The organism is Legionella tunisiensis (assembly GCF_000308315.1).
GTDB classification, from domain to species: Bacteria; Pseudomonadota; Gammaproteobacteria; order Legionellales; family Legionellaceae; genus Tatlockia; species Tatlockia tunisiensis.
Genome location: NZ_CALJ01000046.1, coordinates 1 through 20,659 on the forward strand (window position 1 = coordinate 1; position 20,659 = coordinate 20,659).

Genomic DNA, 20,659 nt, shown 5'->3' on the forward strand with positions numbered 1-20,659 from the left:
TTTGTTGATCAGAAGGAATTGTTTCCAGCGAACAAAGCAGAGGCTTAAAGTTCGATAAATTAATAGATATTGAGCCTACAATTTTGCCTTCATCATCAAAGACAAGACGATCTTCTGCAGCACGATCGCCAAGTGCAAGACGAAGAGCCACACTGATAGCAACAGAGTACTTGGCAAGCAAGGCTGGATAGGTACTATCTAACGGTTTAAAAAACCAGACTTTGTTTGGCCATCAACATCAACAAATTCAACTTCTGAAACCGCATGGCCTGAGGGCGTTGTGGCTCCTAACAATTTCAACTGATTATAACGTAACGCCTTCACTGGCAGGGGCATTGGTGCATTCCTTAGAGTCCGATTCCAGAGGAATATTCATATTAAGCAGAAATAGAGATGGAGTTCAATAGTATTATTAATGACAACAATGATCCATCGTAAATTAATTTGACGATTTAATGGGCTTGTTAAGCCGTATTTTTGCCTCATAAAAAATCCTTATGAGATAAAATTTCTCTTTAAGGATAATCAAGTAATTTAAAGATCAATTAGCAATAAATTAGATTATTACATTTACAATCAATTTAAAATTTTAACTTAAAATTGGTCTTCATTTTGATAATAAAATTTGCTTTTAGAAATCGTTTACCGCCAGCCAATACAATAAATACGACGATTCCTATCTTAAGCTCAGTCCTATAAGATAAGTGTTGGAAATCAAAGTAAACAGCTAAGCTTAAGCCAGGATTATTCATTCTTTATGGTCAAACAAAACTCCATGGAAGGCTTTAATCCGATAAGATGGGCATTTATTGTTATTTATCTTATTCTTACCGTTACCTCTGTGTTTTGGCATTCTCCACTGGCTTGGGATATTGTACCCATCGTACTCGTCTTTTCTATTTTTATTGCGGTCTTGCTGCATGGAAAAGAACGTTATGGAATAAAAACCTACTGGTATTTTTTAGTCAATTTTTTGGATGGAGGCCGTTGCAATTTATGGGATCCAACGTTTGATATAAATACTGGAGCCTTTCAGTGTCTCAAGTCATATGGAAATTTATAGGCCAATAGCTTTAATTACTCTTTTAACAATGATATTCGTAACTTTACTGTCTCTAAGTATTAAAAATAGTAGCCACTTAACGGGCTAGCAGTATTTTTTGCGAGGATGAATCCTATATAACTTATTAAAAAATAAAATTATATTTCTTTTTTCTTTCTTTGGACCTACGTCCCACACTTTATGCGCGGGACTCAGTAGCGCATTACAACAGTTGTAAAGACAGACTAAATTCGTCTCCTCATCTCATCAGCATGAGCATCATTACTTGCAAAAAGAGTAAAGAACCCTCATCTTAACTGTTTCTTTGACAATAAATAGAAATGGATTTGATTAGTGAGAAAACTTTGTTATGCAGTTTAATATTATTGGTGCCGGCCGTTTAGGAAAAATATTGCTTTAGCCCTGGTTAATTCGGGTTTGGCTCAACTTGCCGCAGTCTGCAACACCAGTTTCGGCAGTGCTGAACAAGCAGTCCAGCAAATAGGCTCAGGTTTTCCTGTGGCCTCTTTAACTGAACTACCTAAAGTAAATTTAACGTTTATTACTACACCAGATGATCTTATTCCGTCAATTGCTCTGCAATTAAAGGAACAAGTACCAGTAGATTGCTTTGTTGTGCACTGTAGCGGTGTTTTGAGTTCCGCTGAATTAATGCCGCTAAAAACCCGTGGCTGTCATATTGCCAGCATCCATCCACTAAAAGCATTTAGTAAAGCAAATCTTGATCAACATGCCTTTACTCATTGCGATTGTGTCATTGAAGGTGATCAACTCGCAGTAGAACTCCTCACCTCATTATTCACAAAACTAGGGGCAAGGATTATCCCAATTAAAGCTGGTGGCAAGACGATATATCATGCTGCCGCAGTTATTGCCTCTAATTATTTGGTCACCTTGGCAGCAACTGCCAATGATTTACTGCAAGAAGCAGGTATTGAGGCCAAACTAGCCCAACAAATGATTGTGAATTTGATGGCAAGTAGCCTTAATAATGTGCAACAGGCAACCGCGATAAAAAAGGCACTTACCGGTCCCTTAGCCCGTGGAGATCTAAATACCATTAACAGACATTTAAAGGCCTTAGACAATTGCTTCGCGGATGAGCTCTATCGCCATGCTGCACTTGCTACCCTACCAATAACTGATTTAGATACTGAACTTAAGAGCGCTTTGACTGTCTTATTACAAAAAGCAATCTAAAAAAGGTTCTTTCAATCAACCTTATTTTTCTGAATACGCTTCACATAAAGCGTTTTTTTGACCGTCGCAATGGTCTGCTGACTTTCATCATAGATCTGAGTATGGAAAACTGGTAGTGTTTTACCATTATTCTCATTCAGAGCCTGCTTTATGGCATCCAACTGTTCATTATTAAGCGTGAAATCCGCATAAACGCGGCCTTTTCCCGGCTTGATATAGTTAATTTCTCCTTCTTTATCCCATACGACGTAATCAGGTCCTAGGCGGTGGATCAAAAGGAGAGCAAAAAAAGGATCAGTCATTGAATACAAACTTCCGCCAAATTGAGTACGCATGTAATTTTTATTGTACCAACGGAAAGCCAGAGAGACTTGTGCAAAAGAAAAATCCTTAGAAATTTTCTCTACTTTGATCCCAGCCCCCCAAAATGGCGGCCAGCAATTTAAAATAAAATGTAGCGTGCGAGCAGATAATTGCATAGTGGCTTATACGCCAGTAGTAGTGCCAAATACCTGCATGGCAGTTACATTTTGCAATCCGCGTGGCAATCGATTGCCACGACGACCTCGTTCGCCTTGGTAATGACCAAGATCAGTTGCTTTCAAAGTAAAATGGCGCTTACCTGCATACACCGTTAAGGAATCATCGACAGATAATATTTGTAGATCGATGACAAACTCTTCACGTTGCTGTGCCTTGGCAGAAGAGATATTAATTAATTTATTGCCTTTGCCTCTAGAGAGCTCCGGTAACTCACTCGCTGAAAACACAAGTAAACGTCCTGCATTGGTAACGCAGGCAATAAATTGCGATTCTTTTGCTACAAATAAACGTGGCGGTAATACTCGACTGTTTTCAGGCAATTTAATACAGGCTTTACCGTTACGGTTTTTAACATAGAGCTCTTTCAGTTGCGTAACAAAACCATACCCAGCATCACTAGCCAATAATACCCAATCCTCTGCTTCGCCACTAATAAGCGCTTCAAAATGTATGCCGTCACTGGGATTTAACCTACCAGTTAAGGGTTCTCCTTGACCACGTGCAGAAGGTAAAACATGCCCGGGCAAGGTATAAACCTTGCCTTCACTATCAAAAAACACAACCTGCTGGTTAGATCGAGCATTCGCTTGAGCTTTGAATGCATCGCCAGCCTTATAACTTAATTCACGACCATCAATGTCATACCCTTTCGCAGCTCGAATCCATCCCTTTTGCGAAAGCACCACGGTAATGGGTTCATTAGGAAGAATATCCTCTTCTTTCAACGCTTGAGAATCTTGGCGTTCAACCAATGGCGCTCGTCTGGCATCCCCAAATTGATTACGATCAGCAGTAATTTCTTCTTTCACCAAAGCCTTCAACCGTTTTTCATTGGCTAAAATGGTCTGCAAGGAATCACGTTCATTTTTCAAATCCTCTAATTCCGCACGTAATTTAATTTCTTCCAGTTTGGCGAGATGTCGTAATTTCATCTCCAGAATAGCTTCCGCCTGTCTTTCGCTCAAATTAAATCGTGCAATTAGCTCTTGTTTGGGATTGTCATGTTCTCGAATAATGGCTATGACCTCATCAATATTTAGATAGGCTATTAGCAGACCTTCCAGTATATGAATACGCTCAAGTACTTTATCCAAACGGAATTGCAGACGTCTTTTTACGGTTGTCAGACGATAAGTTAACCATTCTTGTAAAATGGTTAGTAACCCTTTAACTCGCGGCTTACCATCCAAACCGATCATATTGAAATTAATGCGATAACTACGTTCCAAATCGGTCGTAGCAAACAAATGTGACATTAATCCTTCGACATCCACTCGATTTGATTTCGGCACGATAACAAGACGAGTTGGATGCTCGTGATCAGATTCATCCCGTAAATCCTCAACCATTGGCAATTTCTTTTGCTGCATCTGGGCCGCTATCTGTTCTATTACCTTTGCTCCGGAAACTTGGTAAGGTAAGGCTGTAATCACAATATCGTGTTTTTCCAGACGATAAATTGCCCGCATCTTTATAGAACCTCCACCGGTTTCATAAATATTGCGGATCACATGGCTGGGTGTAATGATTTCTGCTTCAGTGGGAAAATCAGGGCCTTTAATATGTTTGCATACAGCCGCCAAATCTGCGTTGGGGTTATCAAGTAAGTGAATACAAGCGTTAGCGACTTCTGTAAGATTATGGGGCAAAATATCAGCAGACATCCCTACAGCAATTCCTGTTGCACCATTGAGCAATACGTTGGGCAATCTGGCCGGCAACAACGAAGGTTCTTGCAGCGTCCCATCAAAATTATCAATCCAATCGACTGTTCCCTGTTGCAACTCCGCTAAAAGCAAATCGGCGTATGCTGATAAACGTGCCTCAGTATATCGCATTGCAGCAAAGGATTTAGGATCATCAGCAGAACCCCAGTTACCCTGCCCATCAACAAAGGGATAACGATATGAGAAAGGCTGTGCCATCAATACCATTGCCTCATAACAAGCTGAGTCGCCATGAGGATGGAATTTACCAAGTACATCCCCCACGGTGCGTGCTGATTTTTTATGTTTTGAGCTGGCTTTCAAGCCCAATTCAGACATTGCATAAACAATACGGCGCTGTACGGGTTTTAAACCATCAGCAATATGGGGTAATGCTCTATCGAGAATAACGTACATGGAATAATCAAGATAGGCTTTTTCAGTAAATTCAGTAAGTGGTTTACGTTCTATGGCATCGTTCATAACACTAGGATTTTATACTTCAATTTGCTTATAACTATCATCGTAGTGCAAATAGGGTTAATAAGGCAAAGCTATTTTAACAACTAATTGTAATTAGAGCGAACTAAACGAATGAATAAATTGTTAACAATTTTTTGTGAGCTTACGGCATTAATTCGTATCTTATTGATTTTAATAAATATTCAGTTGTAACTTTCTCTTAAAAAGAGAGTAATCCCTGTGGATAATTTTGTGAATTAAAAGGATAACTTTTGGTAAACAAATAAAAATTCTCTATGGAAATCAGGCGCTAAAGCGATTAATTGATCAATCATGTTCGGCCAAACAAAATTAACTTCGTGGAAGTTAATTTTGTTATGACTCATAAGCGTCTTGCCTGACTGACAAGAGATCTAAATGAAAAATTATTTAATTTTCTTACGTAGCTTTTGGATTGCACGTATCTGTGCAACTGCACGAGCCAATTCTGCCGCTGCTCTTGAATAATCCAGTTCCGCGCCTTTATTAGCAATTGCTTCTTCTGCACGTGTTTTTGCAGCCAGCGCAGCAGCTTCATCAATTTCTTCCGCACGCTCTACTGTATCAGCCAATACTGTTACATAGTGAGGCTGAACTTCGAGCATACCACCAGAAACATAATAAATTTCCTGTGCACCGCCTTGGCGTGTAACACGAATCTCTCCAGGTTTAAGAATGGTCAGCAAGGGAGCGTGACCGGGAACAATTCCGATCTCACCCAATTCACCTGTGGCGACAACCATTTCGACGACACCCGAAAAAATTTCCTGCTCAGCACTAACGATATCCAAGTGCGTTGTTCTTGCCATGTTTACTTGCCTCATAAGGTTTTCGCTTTAGCAACTGCTTCCTCGATGCTTCCAACCATGTAAAATGCCTGTTCAGGCAAGTCATCGTACTCACCAGCAAGAATGCCTTGGAACCCTTTAATGGTATCTTTTAGAGAGACATACTTACCAGGGGAACCAGTGAATACTTCGGCAACGAAAAACGGCTGAGAAAGGAAACGCTGAATTTTACGCGCACGAGAAACAACACGCCTGTCCTCTTCAGACAACTCATCCATACCTAAAATAGCGATAATATCTTTCAACTCTTTATAACGCTGCAGCGTTTGTTGAACACGACGAGCCGTATCATAGTGCTCTTGACCAACAATCAGTGGATCCAATTGGCGTGAAGTTGAATCCAGTGGATCTACTGCCGGATAAATTCCCAACTCAGCAATTTGACGGGACAGAACTACTGTCGCATCCAAATGCGCGAAAGTAGTTGCAGGTGACGGATCTGTCAAGTCATCCGCAGGAACATAGACTGCTTGAATAGAAGTAATAGAACCCGTCTTGGTAGAAGTAATACGCTCTTGCAGCATACCCATTTCCTCCGCCAGTGTTGGTTGGTAGCCTACTGCAGAGGGCATACGGCCAAGTAATGCAGATACTTCAACCCCAGCAAGCGTGTAACGATAAATGTTATCGATGAATAAAAGAACATCCCGGCCTTCATCACGGAATTTTTCCGCCATGGTCAACCCAGTCAACGCTACACGTAATCGGTTTCCTGGTGGCTCATTCATTTGTCCATAAACCAGTGATACTTTATCCAGAACGTTAGAGTCTTTCATTTCATGATAGAAATCGTTACCTTCACGAGTACGCTCACCCACACCAGCAAATACAGAGTAACCACTATGCTCAATAGCGATGTTACGAATCAATTCCATCATATTAACGGTTTTACCTACGCCGGCACCACCGAATAAGCCCACTTTCCCACCTTTGGCAAAAGGACATAACAAATCGATAACTTTAATACCAGTTTCCAACAACTCCTGGCTACCAGCTTGTTCTTCATAGCTTGGAGCCTGACGATGAATGGCCCAATGCTCATCAGCATCGATAGGACCAGCTTCATCAACCGGACGTCCCAGAACATCCATAATACGGCCCAAGGTTTTCTTACCAACAGGCACTTGAATTGGTTCGCCAGTATTTTTAGCCTGGACCCCGCGTTTCAAACCATCAGTGGTACCCATGGCAATTGTGCGGACAACGCCGTCACCTAATTGCTGTTGTACCTCAAATACCAAATCCCCTTCAACGAGTTTTAACGCATCGTTAACTTTGGGAACGTTATCACGGGGAAACTCAACGTCTACAACCGCGCCAATAACTTCAACTACAGTTCCTAAACTCATCATATGCCCTCTTATAAAGCGTCCGCACCACCGACAATTTCTGCCAATTCCTGAGTAATAGCAGCCTGCCGAGCTTTGTTATACGCCAATTGAAATTCTTTGATTAACTCACCTGCATTATCAGTTGCACTTTTCATCGCAATCATTTTTGCAGCCTGCTCGCAGGCAATATTTTCCACAACCGCCTGATAAACCTGCAATTCAATGTAGCGCTCCAACAAAGCGTCTAATAATTCCTTGGCATCAGGTTCGTAAATATAATCCCAATGATGGCCAAGTTCTTTACTATCTTCTTCAGAACTAGGTAAGGGTAAGAGCTGTTTAATTGTCGGTTTTTGCGTCATAGTATTAACAAATTCGTTATACGCAATATGTAACGCGTCAATTTCACCCTTGTCAAAGGCGTCCAGCATGACTTTTACCACGCCAATCAAATCTCTTACACTAGGTTTATCGCCCAGTTGATCAACAGAAGCAATAATATTTCCGCCAACCCGTTTGAAAAAAGCTTGTCCCTTCCTACCAATAACACAAACATCAATTTCCTTCCCTTCATGCTGCCACTGGCGCATGTGACGTATTGTTTCGCGTAGTAAATTGGCATTCAAACCACCACACAATCCTCTATCCGTCGTTACGACAATAACACCAATCCGCTTGATATCACGCACTGTCATAAATGGATGTCGATATTCAGATGCTGCACGAGCCAGATGCTTAACAACTTTATATATTTTGTTTGCATAGGGCTTGGATGCACGCATTCTATCTTGCGTTTTACGCATTTTACTTGCGGCAACCATTTCCATCGCGCGAGTTATTTTTTGCGTGTTTTTAATACTCGCAATCTTTGTACGGATCTCTTTCGCTCCAGCCATATCTTGCTTCGCCTTTAATTAACAGATTTTTTGAAAATCTGCGTAATCAATTAAGCCATCACTGCTTTAGCAATGATGGCTAGTCAATTTACCAGCTACCAGTGCGTTTGAAGTCTTCGACAGCTGCCTTTAATTGGGATTCAATATCACCATCATAAGCACCAGATTCATTGATCTTGTGCAAAAGTTCCGCATGCGAAGCCTGCATAAAGCCGTGTAATGCTGTTTCAAATGCGCTAACTTCAGCAACAGGAACATCATCCAAGTAGCCTTTCTCTACGACAAAGAGAGATACAGCCATTTCAGCAACAGAGTAGGGTGAATATTGCTTTTGCTTCATTAACTCCGTAATACGTTGTCCACGCTCCAATTGCTTACGTGTTGCATCATCCAAGTCAGAAGCAAACTGTGAAAACGCTTCCAACTCACGGAATTGCGCAAGTGCTAAACGCGTACCACCACCCAATTTTTTCATAATTTTTGTCTGTGCTGCACCACCAACCCGAGATACAGATAAACCGGAGTTGATAGCAGGACGAACACCCGAGTTGAATAAATCTACATCAAGGAAAATTTGTCCATCTGTAATGGAAATTACGTTGGTGGGTACGAACGCAGATACGTCGCCTGCTTGCGTTTCAATAATTGGTAACGCAGTAAGTGAACCGGTTTTACCCTTTACTTCACCATGCGTTAATTTCTCTACTTCTTTCTCATTGATTCTTGCTGCGCGCTCGAGTAACCGTGAATGCAGGTAGAAAATATCCCCAGGATAAGCTTCACGTCCAGGTGGACGACGAAGTAACAGCGATATTTGTCGGTATGCCCACGCTTGCTTGGTTAAATCATCATAAACAATTAAAGCATCTTCTCCACGCTCCATGAAATATTCACCCATGGTACAACCAGCATATGGAGCTATAAATTGGAGAGCGGCAGAATCGGCAGCACCAGCAACGACTACAATGGTATGCTCCATAGCGCCATGCTCTTCCAGCTTACGCACAATCGCCGCTACAGAAGAGGCTTTTTGACCAACGGCCACATAGATACATTTTACTCCAGTCCCTTTCTGGTTGATGATCGCATCAATAGCAATAGCTGTTTTTCCAGTTTGACGGTCACCAATAATCAATTCACGCTGGCCACGTCCGACTGGAATCATTGCATCTACAGCTTTCAAACCAGTTTGTACAGGCTGATCAACTGATTGGCGAGCAATTACACCAGGAGCTACTTTTTCAATGGGGGACATCTTAGCCGCTTCAATAGGTCCTTTGCCATCGATTGGGTTACCCAGTGCATCGACAACACGTCCAAGGAGGTTTTTACCTACCGGAACCTCAAGAATACGACCAGTACATTTTCCTTTTTGGCCCTCAGACAGGCTTGAGTAATCACCAAGGATTACCGCACCAACTGAATCGCGCTCCAAGTTCAATGCCAAACCATAGACTCCACCAGGGAATTCAATCATTTCCCCTTGCATAACGTCGGCAAGGCCATGGAGGCGAACAATACCATCTTTCAGGCTAACGATGGTTCCTACATTTCGTGCCTCGGAAACAACATTGAATTCTTCAATCTTTTTTCTGATTAATTCACTGATTTCAGATGGGTTTAACGCTACTTGTTCTGTCATGAAATCTATCCTCTCTCTAGGCGGCTAAATCGGTGATAAGCTTACTTAATTTGCCTCGCACCGAGCCATCAATAATTAAATCGCCAGCTTGAATAACCGCACCACCCAGCAGTGATTGGTCAACATTTACATCAAGCGTTACTTGGCGTTGTAGCCGTTGACTAAGCGAACTGATTAAATGCTGTTGCTGAGCTGTTGAAAGTTCTGAAAAACTATAAACTTTTACCACCAGCGTTTTTTCTTGCTCTGCACGCAATACCTCAAACAACACTTTAATATCAGGCAATAGCATCAGGCGCTTATTATAAGCCAGTAATGCTATGAGACTTTCTATTGTGGCTGCCTCTTTATTGCTAATCTTTGCAAAAGGAATCATTAATAGTTCTGTTTGCTGTTTTTCTGTTACTGCAGGATTAGTAATAAATTGCATTGCTTTATTATCCAATACCGACATTGCCAAACTCTGCAGTATTTCAGACCATTGACTAAGTTTTTTAGCGGCCAGCGCATGCTCAAAAATGGCTTTTGCGTAGGGTCTAGCGATCGTTGTGGTATCTGCCATGTTAAATCTCTTTAATCAGGTTATCCAATAACGCGCTATTCGCCTGTTTATCGATTTCACGCATAAGAATCTTTTCGGCGCCAGCTACTGCTAATTGAGCTACTTGCTTACGCAAATTCTCTTTCGCACGATTTATCTCCTGCAGCAATTGCTCATGAGCAATCTTGGCTTGCTTTTGTGCCTCCAGCTTAGCGTCTTCTTTAGCTTCTTCGATCAGCTGCGCAGCGCGATGATTCGCTTTTTCAATAATTTCTGAAGCTTGTGATTTCGCTTGTTTAATTCATCACGAACACGATGTTGAGCCAGTTCCAATTCCTTACGGCCACGCTCTGCGGAGGATAAGCCATCAGCTATTTTGTCTTGGCGTTCTTCCATTGCTTTAGCCAGAGGAGGCCAAACAAATTTCATGGTAAACCAGACAAACGCGGCAAAAACCAACATTTGAACAATCAAGGTCAAATTTATATCCAAGGTAATTTCTCCTGTAACATTTGGGGCGCAAAATCGCCCCTATTCAGTGTTATCAAGAACCCAAACTGCTGAGGAAGGGGTTAGCGAAAGTGAAGAACAACGCAATACCCACACCAATCATCGTCACCGCATCAAGTAAACCTGCAACAATAAACATTTTTACTTGTAACATAGGTACCATTTCAGGTTGACGAGCAGAACCTTCAAGGAATTTTCCACCCAACAAACCAAAACCAATCGCGGTGCCTAAAGCGCCTAAACCTATCAACAGGGCGACTGCAATAACAGTCATACCTTGAACTTGTGCTATCAAACTTGCAGCTTGCATATAAATCCCCTTAATGGACAATTGTTTAAATTAAAAATGATTAATGGTCTTCATGGGCCAGACTTAGATAAACGATAGTCAGTACCATAAAAATAAACGCTTGCAACGTGATCACCAGAATGTGGAATATTGACCAGGCCAAAGCTAATAAAAACTGCGCTGCGCCCAGAGTAACTGTTCCAGCCAATGAGGATGCAGTTGCATTCAAGGTTAGCAAGGCTATCAGAATAAAGATCAATTCGCCAGCATATAGGTTACCGAATAGACGCAGTGCCAGCGAAATCGGTTTTGCAATCAACCCCACTAACTCCAACAACAGGTTGAAGGGAATAAATGCGGGATGATTAAAAGGTTGTAAAGTTAATTCTTTCACAAACCCTTTGATCCCCTTGATTTTTATGCTGTAGAAAATAATAAGCGCAAAAACTGATAAAGACAGGGCAAAAGTAAGATTAAGATCGTTCGTGGGCACAACCTTTAGATAATGGATACCAACTGATTGAGCTAGAAGTGGTAACATATCGACCGGAACGATATCCATAAAATTCATCAGAAAAACCCAAACAAAAATTGTCAGGGCCAAGGGTCCAATCAATTTATTTTTTCCGTGAAAACAGTCTTTAACCTGATTATCAGCAAACTCTAGCATTAACTCGGCAAAATTCTGCAGCTTACCCGGTACGCCTGTCGTTACTCTGCGGGCTCCTACATAGAGCAGCACTAAAATAAAAATACCTAGTACTACAGAAAAAACAGTGTATCAAGATTCAGCGTCCAAAAACCGCCCGAACCAAAGCTCATTGTTTTGAGATTGAAGGAGAGATACGTTAAATGATGTTTGATATATTCAGTGCTTGATACCATTTCAGTCACTTTCTGGCCTATTTTGTTTGTTAGCAAAAATCAGTGGTGCGAACCAATGGTTCATCAACACCATAATGTAAGTGAAAAAAACGCAAGAGGGGCTACTTTAAACAGTACAAACACCAGGGTAAACAGGATAACTGACGACAAAATTTTCAACGCTTCGCCTATATAGAAGCTTTTGACTATTTGCCGCGCTGCTCTGGCGCCCTGGTGGTGAAACAGTTTTTTTGCGAACAAGGCAGAAGGGATGACTGCTACCAGTCCTCCTAATATCGCGGATATCGCTTCGTTTGTTCCGAAAGTCAGCAGAAAAGCCAGTGCTATTACCACACTAGTAGCCAGCTGAGCTCCCATTAAGCGTATCACACCTCGCACGCTCCGCCTATCTTTCACATTTTCACCCATCTTTCAACGCGCGAATTATAAAGTAATCAAGCTGTATAAGCAACGTCGGCAGCAAAGTTAAGTCATTATTTGTCCTTTTTTGCTAAATCATATTGATTCTGGAATTGAATTTTTATTGATCTTATTAATTATTTAAAAATCTAGGTACTTATTTTTGATGCAAACAAGCTTTAATTGCTATAACTGCATTCGGCGCTGGAATATTAAGCGCGTATTGCTTATATTTTATAATAGGTGTTTTTATTTTTACACCAACAGTGTTTACCTCGACGTTAAGGAATTATAATATGTCAGAAAAGCAACAACGCACCGCTGCTAGTATGCGGGAAAAAATGCTCAATCGCTACGGTGATGGACTCCACCACAAACATGATAAAAACCATAACCCCTATAGAAAACATTGTAAATCTCACCCGGTACAACTACTGAACGGACATAATGAAGAAGATGTAAATTCATCGACGGGATTGTTACGTGCTTTTAAGTTAAGAAAAATTCGTAAACGACTAGATAAAGGTCGCATCCATTGATAAAGTAACGGTATCCTCCAGGTTAGCCACTTCCTGGTTTGGAACTGCGCACAGTGGCTTGAGTTCGCTCAGGCCACACTCTTCTAATGCAGATTAACCATCTTTTGTTGGCTGCATGCTCAAATTGTAATATTTGAGTAATTTAACGACTCGTTCGACACCTGTGGTATTCCTGGCAATATCGATTACAGCTGTAGCTTGGGCTGGTCTCACATCTCCCATTAGGTAAACAATACGATCAGAAGTAACAATCTTAAAAGCATTTGGATCAATCGCTGAGTTAGCAAAAATCTGACTGCGAATTTTAGCGGTGATCCAGCCGTCCTCTAACGTGTTACCTGGTTGTGGACTAATATCCATTTGGTTGAACAAACGACGATAACCAGATAGAGCAGATATCCTTTTAATCGCTGTCTCACGCAGTTCCAGACTGGGGACATGGCCTGCCAAAAGAATATCTCCATTGAAAACGGCCAGGTCGATTGCACAGCTCTCTGCTTTAAAAACGTTGTCTCCATACAACACACGATGTGCTTCTGCAGAAAGCTCATAATCACTGAGTTTCTTATAAACATTATGGCGATCATAAACTAAAGTAGCTCCGGTCCATACACCACCAAGACAACCAGTCAAAAGACTGCAGCCTAAAAAAATGACAACAAAACATCCTTGTTTTCTCATAGCTCTTAGACAATATATTGGAAAACTTTAACCACTTTACGAACACCTTGTACCTGTCTAGCCACATTGACCGCTAAATCGGCTTGCTCATGAGTAGCAATTCCCATTAAATACACAACGGCGTTTTCTGTCACAATACGAATTGAACCTGATTCCAAATCTTTTTTGGCCAACATTAAACTACGTACCTGACTAGTTATCCAGGCGTCCTTTGTTCGCTGACTTAGAGGTATAGGATAATCAACAGAAATCTCATCATAGACTCTTCTCACATTAGGAGTATTTTGTGCGATTTTTTCCGCTACCACTCTTAGTGATGCTGTTGGTGTTTGCCCAACAAGCAAGACAACACGGTTAAAGCTGCTTACTAGAATGCGTGAATCACGAAAACGGGGATCAGTGACTATAGCGGTATGAACCTTATGAAAAATACGAGCATCACTTTCTAATGTAACAACACTACGCCGATCATAAACAACAAGACCAGCAGCAGCCCCAGCTACGACTACGGCGACGCATCCTGTCAACAATGAACTAACTAGTAAAAAATTATTGAGCGAATCTTCATAACTTACCCCAACATTTGACCAAACAAAGATTGATCTATCAAATCACAAAAACAATGCAAGATGAATAAATGTGTTTCACGAATACGTGCCGCACTATCAGCCTGCACTCTAAGTTCAATGTCTTCAGGCCCTAGGTGATTAGCAAGAACACCTCCATCGCGCCCACTTAAAGCAATCGTATCCATCCCACGATCATTTGCTGCATTTACGGCGTGCAAAATACTATCTGAATTACCAGATGTTGAAAGTGCTAGTAAAACATCCTTTTCTTGCCCTAATGCATGAATTTGACGGGCAAAAATCTGATCATAATGATGATCATTGGAAACCGATGTCAGTGAGGCCATATCTGTACTTAAGGTTATAACAGGTAAAGGAGGGCGCTCTACTTCAAAATGATTGAGCATAACAGCAGAAAAATGTAAACAATTCGCAGCTGAGCCGCCATTACCGCACAACAATATCTTTCCATCGTTAAGAAGGCAATTAACCAAGCGTAATCCTGCCTTAGCTATTAATATGGACAAAGCATCAGCAACAGCTATTTTCCCTTCGATGCTAATACCAAAGAGTTGCCTAACTCTGTCTTCCATCTGTGTCATCTTTATATTCCCAATTAATTACGTGAGTTCGGCATAAAAAGCTTGTGTGCATTTTATGCCGTTAGATTCACATTTTTCTAAAAATCCAAACCAAAAGCATTTTTATCCACTCAATTTTTGCGGGCTTCCCCTCTAAAGTCAGTACATCAAAACGGGTAGGTTGTGTTTCATTAATTTTATTTGTAAGTAAATAGTGGGCAGCCGTTTTTACGAGTCTTTGCCGTTTACTGTATGTCACGCTTGCTGCAGCACCTCCAAATGAAAGTGAGGTACGAGCACGCACTTCGATAAAAACAAGGTAAGTGCCTTCTCGCATTATCAAATCTATTTCACCCCAACGACAGCGATAATTACTCGCCACCCATTTCAATCCCTGAGCAGAAAGGTGTGTCCGTGCTTGTTGTTCCTCTGTGTACCCAATCCTTTGCGACATTGTTTTACCACACCTATCTGTATTAGTCGGCCATGGCTACTGCTACACCATTCTTAAATTGACCCCAAGCAGGAATTCTTGCAACCTGCTGTGCCCGATTCAGATAAAGAGCACCACTTTTATCATTAACTCCCATCGCAGGGAAGAGTAATAGCTGATTCAATTGATTGGCCAACGCGTAACTATCCATCCCTAAGGCATATAAGCGATTATAACTATTAAGCTGTTCGGGCCAGTTCTTATTACCCATCTGATGAGCAAAAACCCAAGGCATGTCGCAGAAAATGATGCCATTTAAATCCTTATCTTTCATGATATTCAAACTTCCGCTATACACTGTGGACGTTGCATAAACCGGAACATCACCAGCAAAATAATATTTTAAAAGAGGCATGATTTGCCGTGCTTTTGAAGGATAGGCAAGCATAAAAATCATATCAAAATCCTGTCGTCGTGCAGGAACGGATTGAATATTACTGCCTAGTAATTGTTTAAGTGTCTTTTCGCGTGCCTGACTATCAGAGATATGAAGAATATCCCGCACAGCACTATTCAAATCCTCGTTATTGGCATACCTCAATTGATCAGTGATGATCCCTTCACCAGAGCGCCATTGTGAGGAAAAGGCAGCAACAATTTCATCGCCCCAACTCCCCTTTGGAGCAATAATCAAAGCCCGTCTATACCCTTTTTTACGGGCCTTGACAGCAACTTGCCTTGCCTCGTTAGAAGGTGATAAACCGAAACGGTAAGCATTCATATTAGTCCCCGTTTCCATATCATTCAGCAAAAGAGTGGGAACAGGATGCTCCATCGCTGCAACACTAGCCACATCAGTTTTGCTTAAAGGACCAACAATATAATCAGCGCCATCTGCTATTGCCTGCTGGTATAAATCGGTAACATTTCCTGAGGCTGTATCATATAAACGAATTTTCGCTATTGAACCAGTATTATTTTCTGCTGCACCTACAAAACCATCACGAATAGCATTACCAGGTCCGGCTAAAGGCCCTGTAAGAGGGAGTAAAAGAGCCATTTGGCGAGGGGCTCCATGCAAATAAGGTTTAACAGCAGATAAAGGGGAGGGCAAAATACCATTAGCAGGATGCCCAGGATAGTGCTGTTGCCATTGTTCAACACGAGCATAAGTAGCCTCAGCGTTTGCAGAATTCTGTCGTGGAATAAGCGCCAACTCCATCCATCCCTGTAAATCGGATCCCTCATGCGCCTCAATTGCCAAGGTATTAAGTTCAGCAACAGGCAATTTAGTCAAAGTAAGCCATAAAATGCGGCGGTTATTAGCCTGTGCTACCTCATCAGTTAAAAGGCGCTCTAATTTAATGCGTTCAATCACTGATTCGCTAGCATTACCCACTGATTCATAAGCATTAGCCAGGATTTCATGAAATTGAACTTGATAAAAAGGTGGCAAACTGTTAATTTCACGTACGCTCGACAGCTTGGCAATAGCTGCCTTCGGCTGCTCACGAATCAAATATGTTTTGGCGAGTAATATATTTTTTCGCTAGTCTGCTCGGGTGATAAATTATTAGTTTGCGTTAACGTTCTTATACCCTCTCGCCACTGGCCATCGTAGATAAAACGTCCGGCCGCCATGAGCAAAAGATTTTGCTGCTCGTCGCCGCCCTGATTTTTTGCCAAAGCAAGGTATGCACTTGCCGGCATTGGATAAGGAATGGTGGATTGCTTGTTTGAGCGTGAAGGAGTATTTTGATTTTCAGCAACTTTTGTGCATTGAGAAAGCAAAATGACCGAAACTATTAACAATACTAATTTTAACACGAATGAATTTGGTAACATGGAGGTACGTCCGAAGCGCTGGAACGGAATAGGATAAACTATGGTAAAAAGTTCAGCAACCATTGTTGGTACTCTTTATATCGTTGCCACACCGATTGGCAATCGCGATGACATTAGTTTGCGCGCGTTGGATATTTTAAAAACAGTTGATACCATACTGGCTGAAGATACCCGTCATTCCCAACAATTGCTGAGTGCCTTAGGCATTCATAAGCCTTTACTTTCATTACATGCACATAATGAAAATGACAAAAGCGAACAGATCCTTAATGCCTTACAGCAAGGAAAATCGTTTGCTCTCGTTAGTGATGCAGGAACTCCATTAATCAGCGACCCCGGCTTTCCCCTCGTGCGACTTGCACAAGAAAATCAAATTCCAGTTGTTCCGATTCCTGGGGCTTGTGCTTTAATAACAGCACTTTGTGCCGCAGGCGTTCCTTGTGATAGCTTCACCTTTGCCGGTTTTCTTCCCGCTAAATCAGTTGCGAGAAAAAATAAACTTGATGCTCTACAAAACTCAGAGCATACCTTAATCTTTTATGAATCTACACATCGAATTGTTGATTGTATTAATGATATTATGCAAGTTTACGGTCAACATTATGAAATGGTGCTGGCTAAGGAATTAACTAAAATTTTTGAACGCTTTATTAGGGGGACTGTCCAGGAAATAAAAGATTGGTTGCTGATGGATAATAACCACTCAAAGGGTGAGTTTGTCCTTATTCTTCCAGCAAAACCTATGGCTACAACCTGCACAAAGGGAGAAGAAATTTTAACAATTTTACTTGAGGAACTGCCCTTAAAGCAGGCAGTAAAAATTGCGAGTTTATTAACAAAAATCTCAAAAAATGAACTCTATAAGAAGGGGCTAGATATGTTAGAAAATGGCAGATGATGCTATTGAAAACTTTTACCATCGCTGATTTATGCTGCAGTCGGTGAATTCGTATTTTTACAAGCATAAAGATAATTTTTTACATACCGTAAGACACGACATACATCCTATAGAGAACAGCTTGATTTAGTTTAATTGATAAAGTATCAGCTACTTAAAAATAAATTTCGATCTGTATAGAATGTGAATATGGTTGTGTTAATAAGGATATTAATCATGCCAAAATTGCCTAAACTTTGTTTTTACCTTTGTTGTTATCATGTTCTCTTAGTTCTGCAATTACTTTAGGTCGCGTTGTTGTTGCAGATCCTCTCCTCGGTAGTCGTTCTATCATTTACGAACAAATTAATGGCTTTGCTGTAGTGGAAGGAGATATTCTTGTTGCTAAAATTGCCGATTTACGACGATTTCGTGCAGTAATAAGGCATAAAATTGGTGGCAGTAGATGGCCAGGTGGTATTATTCCTTTTGAAATAGCAGAAGATTTACCTTTTAAAAATAAATTGGCTGTTTTACAGGCGATCGCGCATTGGCAAGAAAAAACCAGTATTAAATTTGTAGAATTAACTAGCAAAAATCGCCATGACTATCGTGATTATGTTGTTTTTTTCCTGCAGAAGGCACAACCTGTTCATCTTATGTAGGAAAACAAGGTGGACGCCAGGAAATTAACTTATCAACTCGTTGTACTGCGATGAATACTGTGCATGAAATTGGCCATGCGCTCGGTTTATGGCATGAGCAATCACGTGCTGATCGAGAAGAATTTATTCGTATCCTTTGGGAAAATATTGAGGAGGATCATAAATTTAACTTTGATCAACATTTAACAGATGGTGAAGATTTTGGTAGTTATGATTACCAATCAATTATGCATTATGGTGCCTATGCTTTTTCAAAAAACGGTAAAAAACGATTGAGCCCTTGAGTGATGGAATCGAAATAGGTCAAAGAAATTATTTGAGCGATAAAGACATTGCAGCAATTAACGCGATGTATCCGGACGGCTATTAGTAGCAATATATAGATTGTAACAACCAACTATTAGCTAATAGTTGGTTGTTACGATAGATTGTTGTTTTATGCAGTAAATGAAAATGTTCGTTCAGCATTATCTTCATGATTTATACTAATCTGCATGGCTTTATCCTGATTATGCTTGCGGTAAGAACTTCCCAGGCTGTAAATAGTATAGACAGCTGTCATTGCTAAAGCAGCAGGTAAGGAGATTGCCATAGTACCCATAAATAAAGCAGGCATAACCGCATTTTTACCCAGGGTAAAATAAAAATTATCACTCGCAGTTTGCTGTTCCCACTGAGCTGATCTAATTACCTTTGGGTCTGCATTTTCTAATTTGGCTGTACGAAGAGCAACATTCTTCTCCTTATAATTGCTATAAGCGCCATCAGACAAGTAGATTGCTACCCCAAGAGTACATACCATATAGGAACCAACGACCAAAGCAGCAGGTGTCAGTAACATGGAAGCCGAAAAGCCCATCATTAATAGTAAAGCACCCGTGGCATTAAACAGGTAAGTGGAGCTTTCTACTTCCCAACTGTTATCAAGTTGCTTGATTTGTTCCCGTAATATTTCCAGTGCCAGTACATGCTCATGATCGGGATATTGCTCATGATATATACATTCTTCTTCATATTCTGCTTTTTTAGTTAAATAAGCATCTTTAGCCAGTTCACGCCGATATAAAAGCAGAGAGATGTCGAAGAATAGGAATCCTGCGGTTGCCCAACCAGCTACTGGATTAGAAATCCCAAAGTATTCATTATAATTAGTGAGGCCATTAACGCTAGCCCAAACTATATCGTTTAGATAAGTAGTTCGGCGCTCATAAAGTTCATCTGAAAAACGCCGCCAGGCAGTTAAATCTGTTTCATCCGTCGTCGGGGCAAGCGCATGTTTAAGCGCGATTCCCATATTCAGAATCATGCGGGCGACGAAAAAGCCAACGCTTAAGGCGCGGAAAATATCATTAGGCTTTTCCCAAGTGTGGACAATAGCATCAACATCAATCTCTTTACCCAGTATATTGCCTAATTTTTCCATCCATTGAAATTCACGAGCCAGAAAAAGTGAATTTTTCATAGTTAGTCGACAGAAAGTCCAATAAATACGGCTTACATTAGCAAAACCAACATTACTTATTATTTTGGAAATGCTAAAGGGGGTCTCTTTAATTTCTTTTATGCTAGCACCAATTTGAGTACTCAATTTCTTCAGAAATGCTTCATCCTTGGGGGCCACTACAGGTGTTACTACATCATTGCAACGACCTTTTATTGCTGCAGAAAAATCTGCAAACTCGTGTGCCTTGCCTTTTTCATCATGAATTTCATAATAATTTTTCAGCAGTACACTGCAGTAATAACAGTAAAGCCAAAATTTCTTTCCAGCCTCCTGGTTGGCAATACCCTTCTTTTTAAGAGCAGCAAATAATTGATTAAATTCTTGCTCGATTAGTAGTTTATTACTAGCCAGAAATTCGTACCGACGCTTGTCCAACTCAGCACCCGTCGCAAGCACTTCGACGTCATGAGTATTATTGACTTCCGAAGTAAAAAAATGTGTTTGTCCCGGGCAAAGCGGTAGTATCGATCTGAATAGGAGGCCATAGTCTAATCCATCAAAAAATGTGCAATAAGTTAAAAATACAAACTTATCATTAGAATGATCTGCAAAGCAAGCTATTTTGTATTTATTTTTTCATATTGCCTAGCAAATAGCAACATAAACTTTTA

At 40.8% G+C, this 20,659-nt stretch carries 24 protein-coding genes and 2 pseudogenes; 6 read left to right on the forward strand and 20 right to left on the reverse strand.

Annotation, left to right across the window (positions count from 1 at the left end):
* Both BN58_RS21695 and BN58_RS30470 read right to left on the reverse strand, forming a co-directional pair.
* Positions 1–181 (reverse strand): hypothetical protein (locus BN58_RS21695; RefSeq protein WP_040916096.1); only part of this gene is annotated, 181 nt, incomplete at its 3' end.
* Between the two features lie 17 nt (positions 182–198).
* A complete protein-coding gene (locus BN58_RS30470) occupies positions 199–336 on the reverse strand; it encodes a hypothetical protein (protein WP_019215634.1) in 138 nt (45 codons plus the stop codon).
* Positions 337–757: 421 nt separating this feature from the next.
* On the opposite strand from BN58_RS30470, the gene BN58_RS03295 reads away from it, so the two are divergent.
* Entirely contained in the window at positions 758–1,063 is a 306-nt protein-coding gene (locus tag BN58_RS03295) for a hypothetical protein (RefSeq protein ID WP_019215636.1), read from the forward strand.
* Positions 1,064–1,480: 417 nt separating this feature from the next.
* Positions 1,481–2,263, forward strand: coding sequence for a Rossmann-like and DUF2520 domain-containing protein (locus tag BN58_RS21700; RefSeq protein ID WP_019215637.1), 783 nt, complete (start codon positions 1,481–1,483; stop codon positions 2,261–2,263).
* An 11-nt stretch (positions 2,264–2,274) separates the two neighbouring features.
* Here the strand turns inward: BN58_RS21700 and BN58_RS03305 are convergent, their stop codons facing one another.
* From BN58_RS03305 to BN58_RS21710, 11 genes and pseudogenes are all read right to left on the reverse strand, one after another.
* On the reverse strand, positions 2,275–2,742 hold the full coding sequence (locus tag BN58_RS03305; protein WP_019215638.1) for a DUF4442 domain-containing protein: 468 nt from the start codon (positions 2,740–2,742) through the stop codon (positions 2,275–2,277).
* A 6-nt stretch (positions 2,743–2,748) separates the two neighbouring features.
* Positions 2,749–4,995, reverse strand: coding sequence for a DNA topoisomerase IV subunit A (parC, locus tag BN58_RS03310; protein WP_019215639.1), 2,247 nt, complete (start codon positions 4,993–4,995; stop codon positions 2,749–2,751).
* Positions 4,996–5,399: 404 nt separating this feature from the next.
* Positions 5,400–5,822 carry a F0F1 ATP synthase subunit epsilon gene (locus tag BN58_RS03320; RefSeq protein ID WP_026069216.1) on the reverse strand — a complete coding sequence of 141 codons (423 nt, stop codon included), beginning with the start codon at positions 5,820–5,822 and terminating at the stop codon, positions 5,400–5,402.
* 11 nt (positions 5,823–5,833) lie between these two features.
* A complete protein-coding gene (gene atpD, locus BN58_RS03325; protein WP_026069217.1) occupies positions 5,834–7,210 on the reverse strand; it encodes a F0F1 ATP synthase subunit beta in 1,377 nt (458 codons plus the stop codon).
* Positions 7,211–7,221: 11 nt separating this feature from the next.
* Complete coding sequence (gene atpG, locus BN58_RS03330; protein ID WP_019215642.1) at positions 7,222–8,088, reverse strand: F0F1 ATP synthase subunit gamma; 867 nt, start codon at positions 8,086–8,088, stop codon at positions 7,222–7,224.
* An 88-nt stretch (positions 8,089–8,176) separates the two neighbouring features.
* Positions 8,177–9,730, reverse strand: coding sequence for a F0F1 ATP synthase subunit alpha (gene atpA / locus BN58_RS03335; protein WP_019215643.1), 1,554 nt, complete (start codon positions 9,728–9,730; stop codon positions 8,177–8,179).
* Positions 9,731–9,746: 16 nt separating this feature from the next.
* Entirely contained in the window at positions 9,747–10,292 is a 546-nt protein-coding gene (locus BN58_RS03340; RefSeq protein ID WP_019215644.1) for a F0F1 ATP synthase subunit delta, read from the reverse strand.
* Between the two features lies 1 nt (position 10,293).
* A pseudogene (locus BN58_RS21705) lies at positions 10,294–10,763 on the reverse strand (F0F1 ATP synthase subunit B).
* 52 nt (positions 10,764–10,815) lie between these two features.
* Entirely contained in the window at positions 10,816–11,091 is a 276-nt protein-coding gene (atpE, locus tag BN58_RS03350) for a F0F1 ATP synthase subunit C (RefSeq protein WP_019215645.1), read from the reverse strand.
* Positions 11,092–11,131: 40 nt separating this feature from the next.
* Positions 11,132–11,955, reverse strand: a pseudogene (gene atpB, locus BN58_RS03355) (F0F1 ATP synthase subunit A).
* A 63-nt stretch (positions 11,956–12,018) separates the two neighbouring features.
* Entirely contained in the window at positions 12,019–12,363 is a 345-nt protein-coding gene (locus tag BN58_RS21710) for an ATP synthase subunit I (RefSeq protein ID WP_332247922.1), read from the reverse strand.
* 287 nt (positions 12,364–12,650) lie between these two features.
* Here BN58_RS21710 and BN58_RS03365 point away from each other — a divergent pair, with 287 nt between their 5' ends.
* On the forward strand, positions 12,651–12,893 hold the full coding sequence (locus BN58_RS03365) for a hypothetical protein (RefSeq protein WP_019215648.1): 243 nt from the start codon (positions 12,651–12,653) through the stop codon (positions 12,891–12,893).
* 93 nt (positions 12,894–12,986) lie between these two features.
* Here the strand turns inward: BN58_RS03365 and BN58_RS03370 are convergent, their stop codons facing one another.
* The 6 genes from BN58_RS03370 to BN58_RS32595 all read right to left on the reverse strand — a co-directional run bounded on the left by BN58_RS03370 (position 12,987) and on the right by BN58_RS32595 (position 16,969).
* On the reverse strand, positions 12,987–13,574 hold the full coding sequence (locus BN58_RS03370; protein WP_019215649.1) for a BON domain-containing protein: 588 nt from the start codon (positions 13,572–13,574) through the stop codon (positions 12,987–12,989).
* A 5-nt stretch (positions 13,575–13,579) separates the two neighbouring features.
* Entirely contained in the window at positions 13,580–14,104 is a 525-nt protein-coding gene (locus tag BN58_RS03375; RefSeq protein ID WP_019215650.1) for a BON domain-containing protein, read from the reverse strand.
* Between the two features lie 41 nt (positions 14,105–14,145).
* The gene (locus tag BN58_RS03380) at positions 14,146–14,745 is read right to left on the reverse strand and encodes an SIS domain-containing protein (RefSeq protein WP_019215651.1); all 600 of its coding nucleotides are present in this window, start codon (positions 14,743–14,745) and stop codon (positions 14,146–14,148) included.
* 67 nt (positions 14,746–14,812) lie between these two features.
* Complete coding sequence (locus BN58_RS03385; protein ID WP_019215652.1) at positions 14,813–15,178, reverse strand: YraN family protein; 366 nt, start codon at positions 15,176–15,178, stop codon at positions 14,813–14,815.
* Between the two features lie 22 nt (positions 15,179–15,200).
* Positions 15,201–16,676, reverse strand: coding sequence for a penicillin-binding protein activator (locus tag BN58_RS03390; RefSeq protein WP_019215653.1), 1,476 nt, complete (start codon positions 16,674–16,676; stop codon positions 15,201–15,203).
* Positions 16,673–16,969, reverse strand: a complete 297-nt coding sequence (locus BN58_RS32595; RefSeq protein WP_232220296.1) for a hypothetical protein — start codon at positions 16,967–16,969, stop codon at positions 16,673–16,675. The genes BN58_RS03390 and BN58_RS32595 overlap by 4 nt, the downstream gene beginning before the upstream one ends.
* 73 nt (positions 16,970–17,042) lie before the next feature.
* On the opposite strand from BN58_RS32595, the gene rsmI reads away from it, so the two are divergent.
* The 3 genes from rsmI (at position 17,043) to BN58_RS35745 (ending at position 18,828) form a co-directional block, all read left to right on the forward strand.
* Complete coding sequence (gene rsmI / locus BN58_RS03400; RefSeq protein ID WP_019215655.1) at positions 17,043–17,900, forward strand: 16S rRNA (cytidine(1402)-2'-O)-methyltransferase; 858 nt, start codon at positions 17,043–17,045, stop codon at positions 17,898–17,900.
* Between the two features lie 236 nt (positions 17,901–18,136).
* Positions 18,137–18,544: a M12 family metallopeptidase gene (locus tag BN58_RS35740; RefSeq protein ID WP_269570090.1), complete on the forward strand. Its 408-nt coding sequence runs from the start codon at positions 18,137–18,139 to the stop codon at positions 18,542–18,544.
* A gap of 23 nt (positions 18,545–18,567) precedes the next feature.
* On the forward strand, positions 18,568–18,828 hold the full coding sequence (locus BN58_RS35745) for a M12 family metallopeptidase (RefSeq protein ID WP_269570091.1): 261 nt from the start codon (positions 18,568–18,570) through the stop codon (positions 18,826–18,828).
* Between the two features lie 152 nt (positions 18,829–18,980).
* Here the strand turns inward: BN58_RS35745 and BN58_RS21720 are convergent, their stop codons facing one another.
* Positions 18,981–20,444: a hypothetical protein gene (locus BN58_RS21720; protein ID WP_019215656.1), complete on the reverse strand. Its 1,464-nt coding sequence runs from the start codon at positions 20,442–20,444 to the stop codon at positions 18,981–18,983.
* Positions 20,445–20,659: the final 215 nt, after the last annotated feature.

What these genes read in the sequence shown, in the direction of transcription:
- BN58_RS30470 (WP_019215634.1), bottom strand. Translation starts at nt 336, where the DNA reads ATGCCCCTGCCAGTGAAGGCGTTACGTTATAATCAGTTGAAATTGTTA.
- BN58_RS03295 (WP_019215636.1), top strand. Translation starts at nt 758, where the DNA reads ATGGTCAAACAAAACTCCATGGAAGGCTTTAATCCGATAAGATGGGCA.
- BN58_RS03305 (WP_019215638.1), bottom strand. Translation starts at nt 2,742, where the DNA reads ATGCAATTATCTGCTCGCACGCTACATTTTATTTTAAATTGCTGGCCG.
- parC (WP_019215639.1), bottom strand. Translation starts at nt 4,995, where the DNA reads ATGAACGATGCCATAGAACGTAAACCACTTACTGAATTTACTGAAAAA.
- BN58_RS03320 (WP_026069216.1), bottom strand. Translation starts at nt 5,822, where the DNA reads ATGGCAAGAACAACGCACTTGGATATCGTTAGTGCTGAGCAGGAAATT.
- atpD (WP_026069217.1), bottom strand. Translation starts at nt 7,210, where the DNA reads ATGAGTTTAGGAACTGTAGTTGAAGTTATTGGCGCGGTTGTAGACGTT.
- atpG (WP_019215642.1), bottom strand. Translation starts at nt 8,088, where the DNA reads ATGGCTGGAGCGAAAGAGATCCGTACAAAGATTGCGAGTATTAAAAAC.
- atpA (WP_019215643.1), bottom strand. Translation starts at nt 9,730, where the DNA reads ATGACAGAACAAGTAGCGTTAAACCCATCTGAAATCAGTGAATTAATC.
- BN58_RS03340 (WP_019215644.1), bottom strand. Translation starts at nt 10,292, where the DNA reads ATGGCAGATACCACAACGATCGCTAGACCCTACGCAAAAGCCATTTTT.
- atpE (WP_019215645.1), bottom strand. Translation starts at nt 11,091, where the DNA reads ATGCAAGCTGCAAGTTTGATAGCACAAGTTCAAGGTATGACTGTTATT.
- BN58_RS21710 (WP_332247922.1), bottom strand. Translation starts at nt 12,363, where the DNA reads ATGGGTGAAAATGTGAAAGATAGGCGGAGCGTGCGAGGTGTGATACGC.
- BN58_RS03365 (WP_019215648.1), top strand. Translation starts at nt 12,651, where the DNA reads ATGTCAGAAAAGCAACAACGCACCGCTGCTAGTATGCGGGAAAAAATG.
- BN58_RS03370 (WP_019215649.1), bottom strand. Translation starts at nt 13,574, where the DNA reads ATGAGAAAACAAGGATGTTTTGTTGTCATTTTTTTAGGCTGCAGTCTT.
- BN58_RS03380 (WP_019215651.1), bottom strand. Translation starts at nt 14,745, where the DNA reads ATGACACAGATGGAAGACAGAGTTAGGCAACTCTTTGGTATTAGCATC.
- BN58_RS03385 (WP_019215652.1), bottom strand. Translation starts at nt 15,178, where the DNA reads ATGTCGCAAAGGATTGGGTACACAGAGGAACAACAAGCACGGACACAC.
- rsmI (WP_019215655.1), top strand. Translation starts at nt 17,043, where the DNA reads ATGGTAAAAAGTTCAGCAACCATTGTTGGTACTCTTTATATCGTTGCC.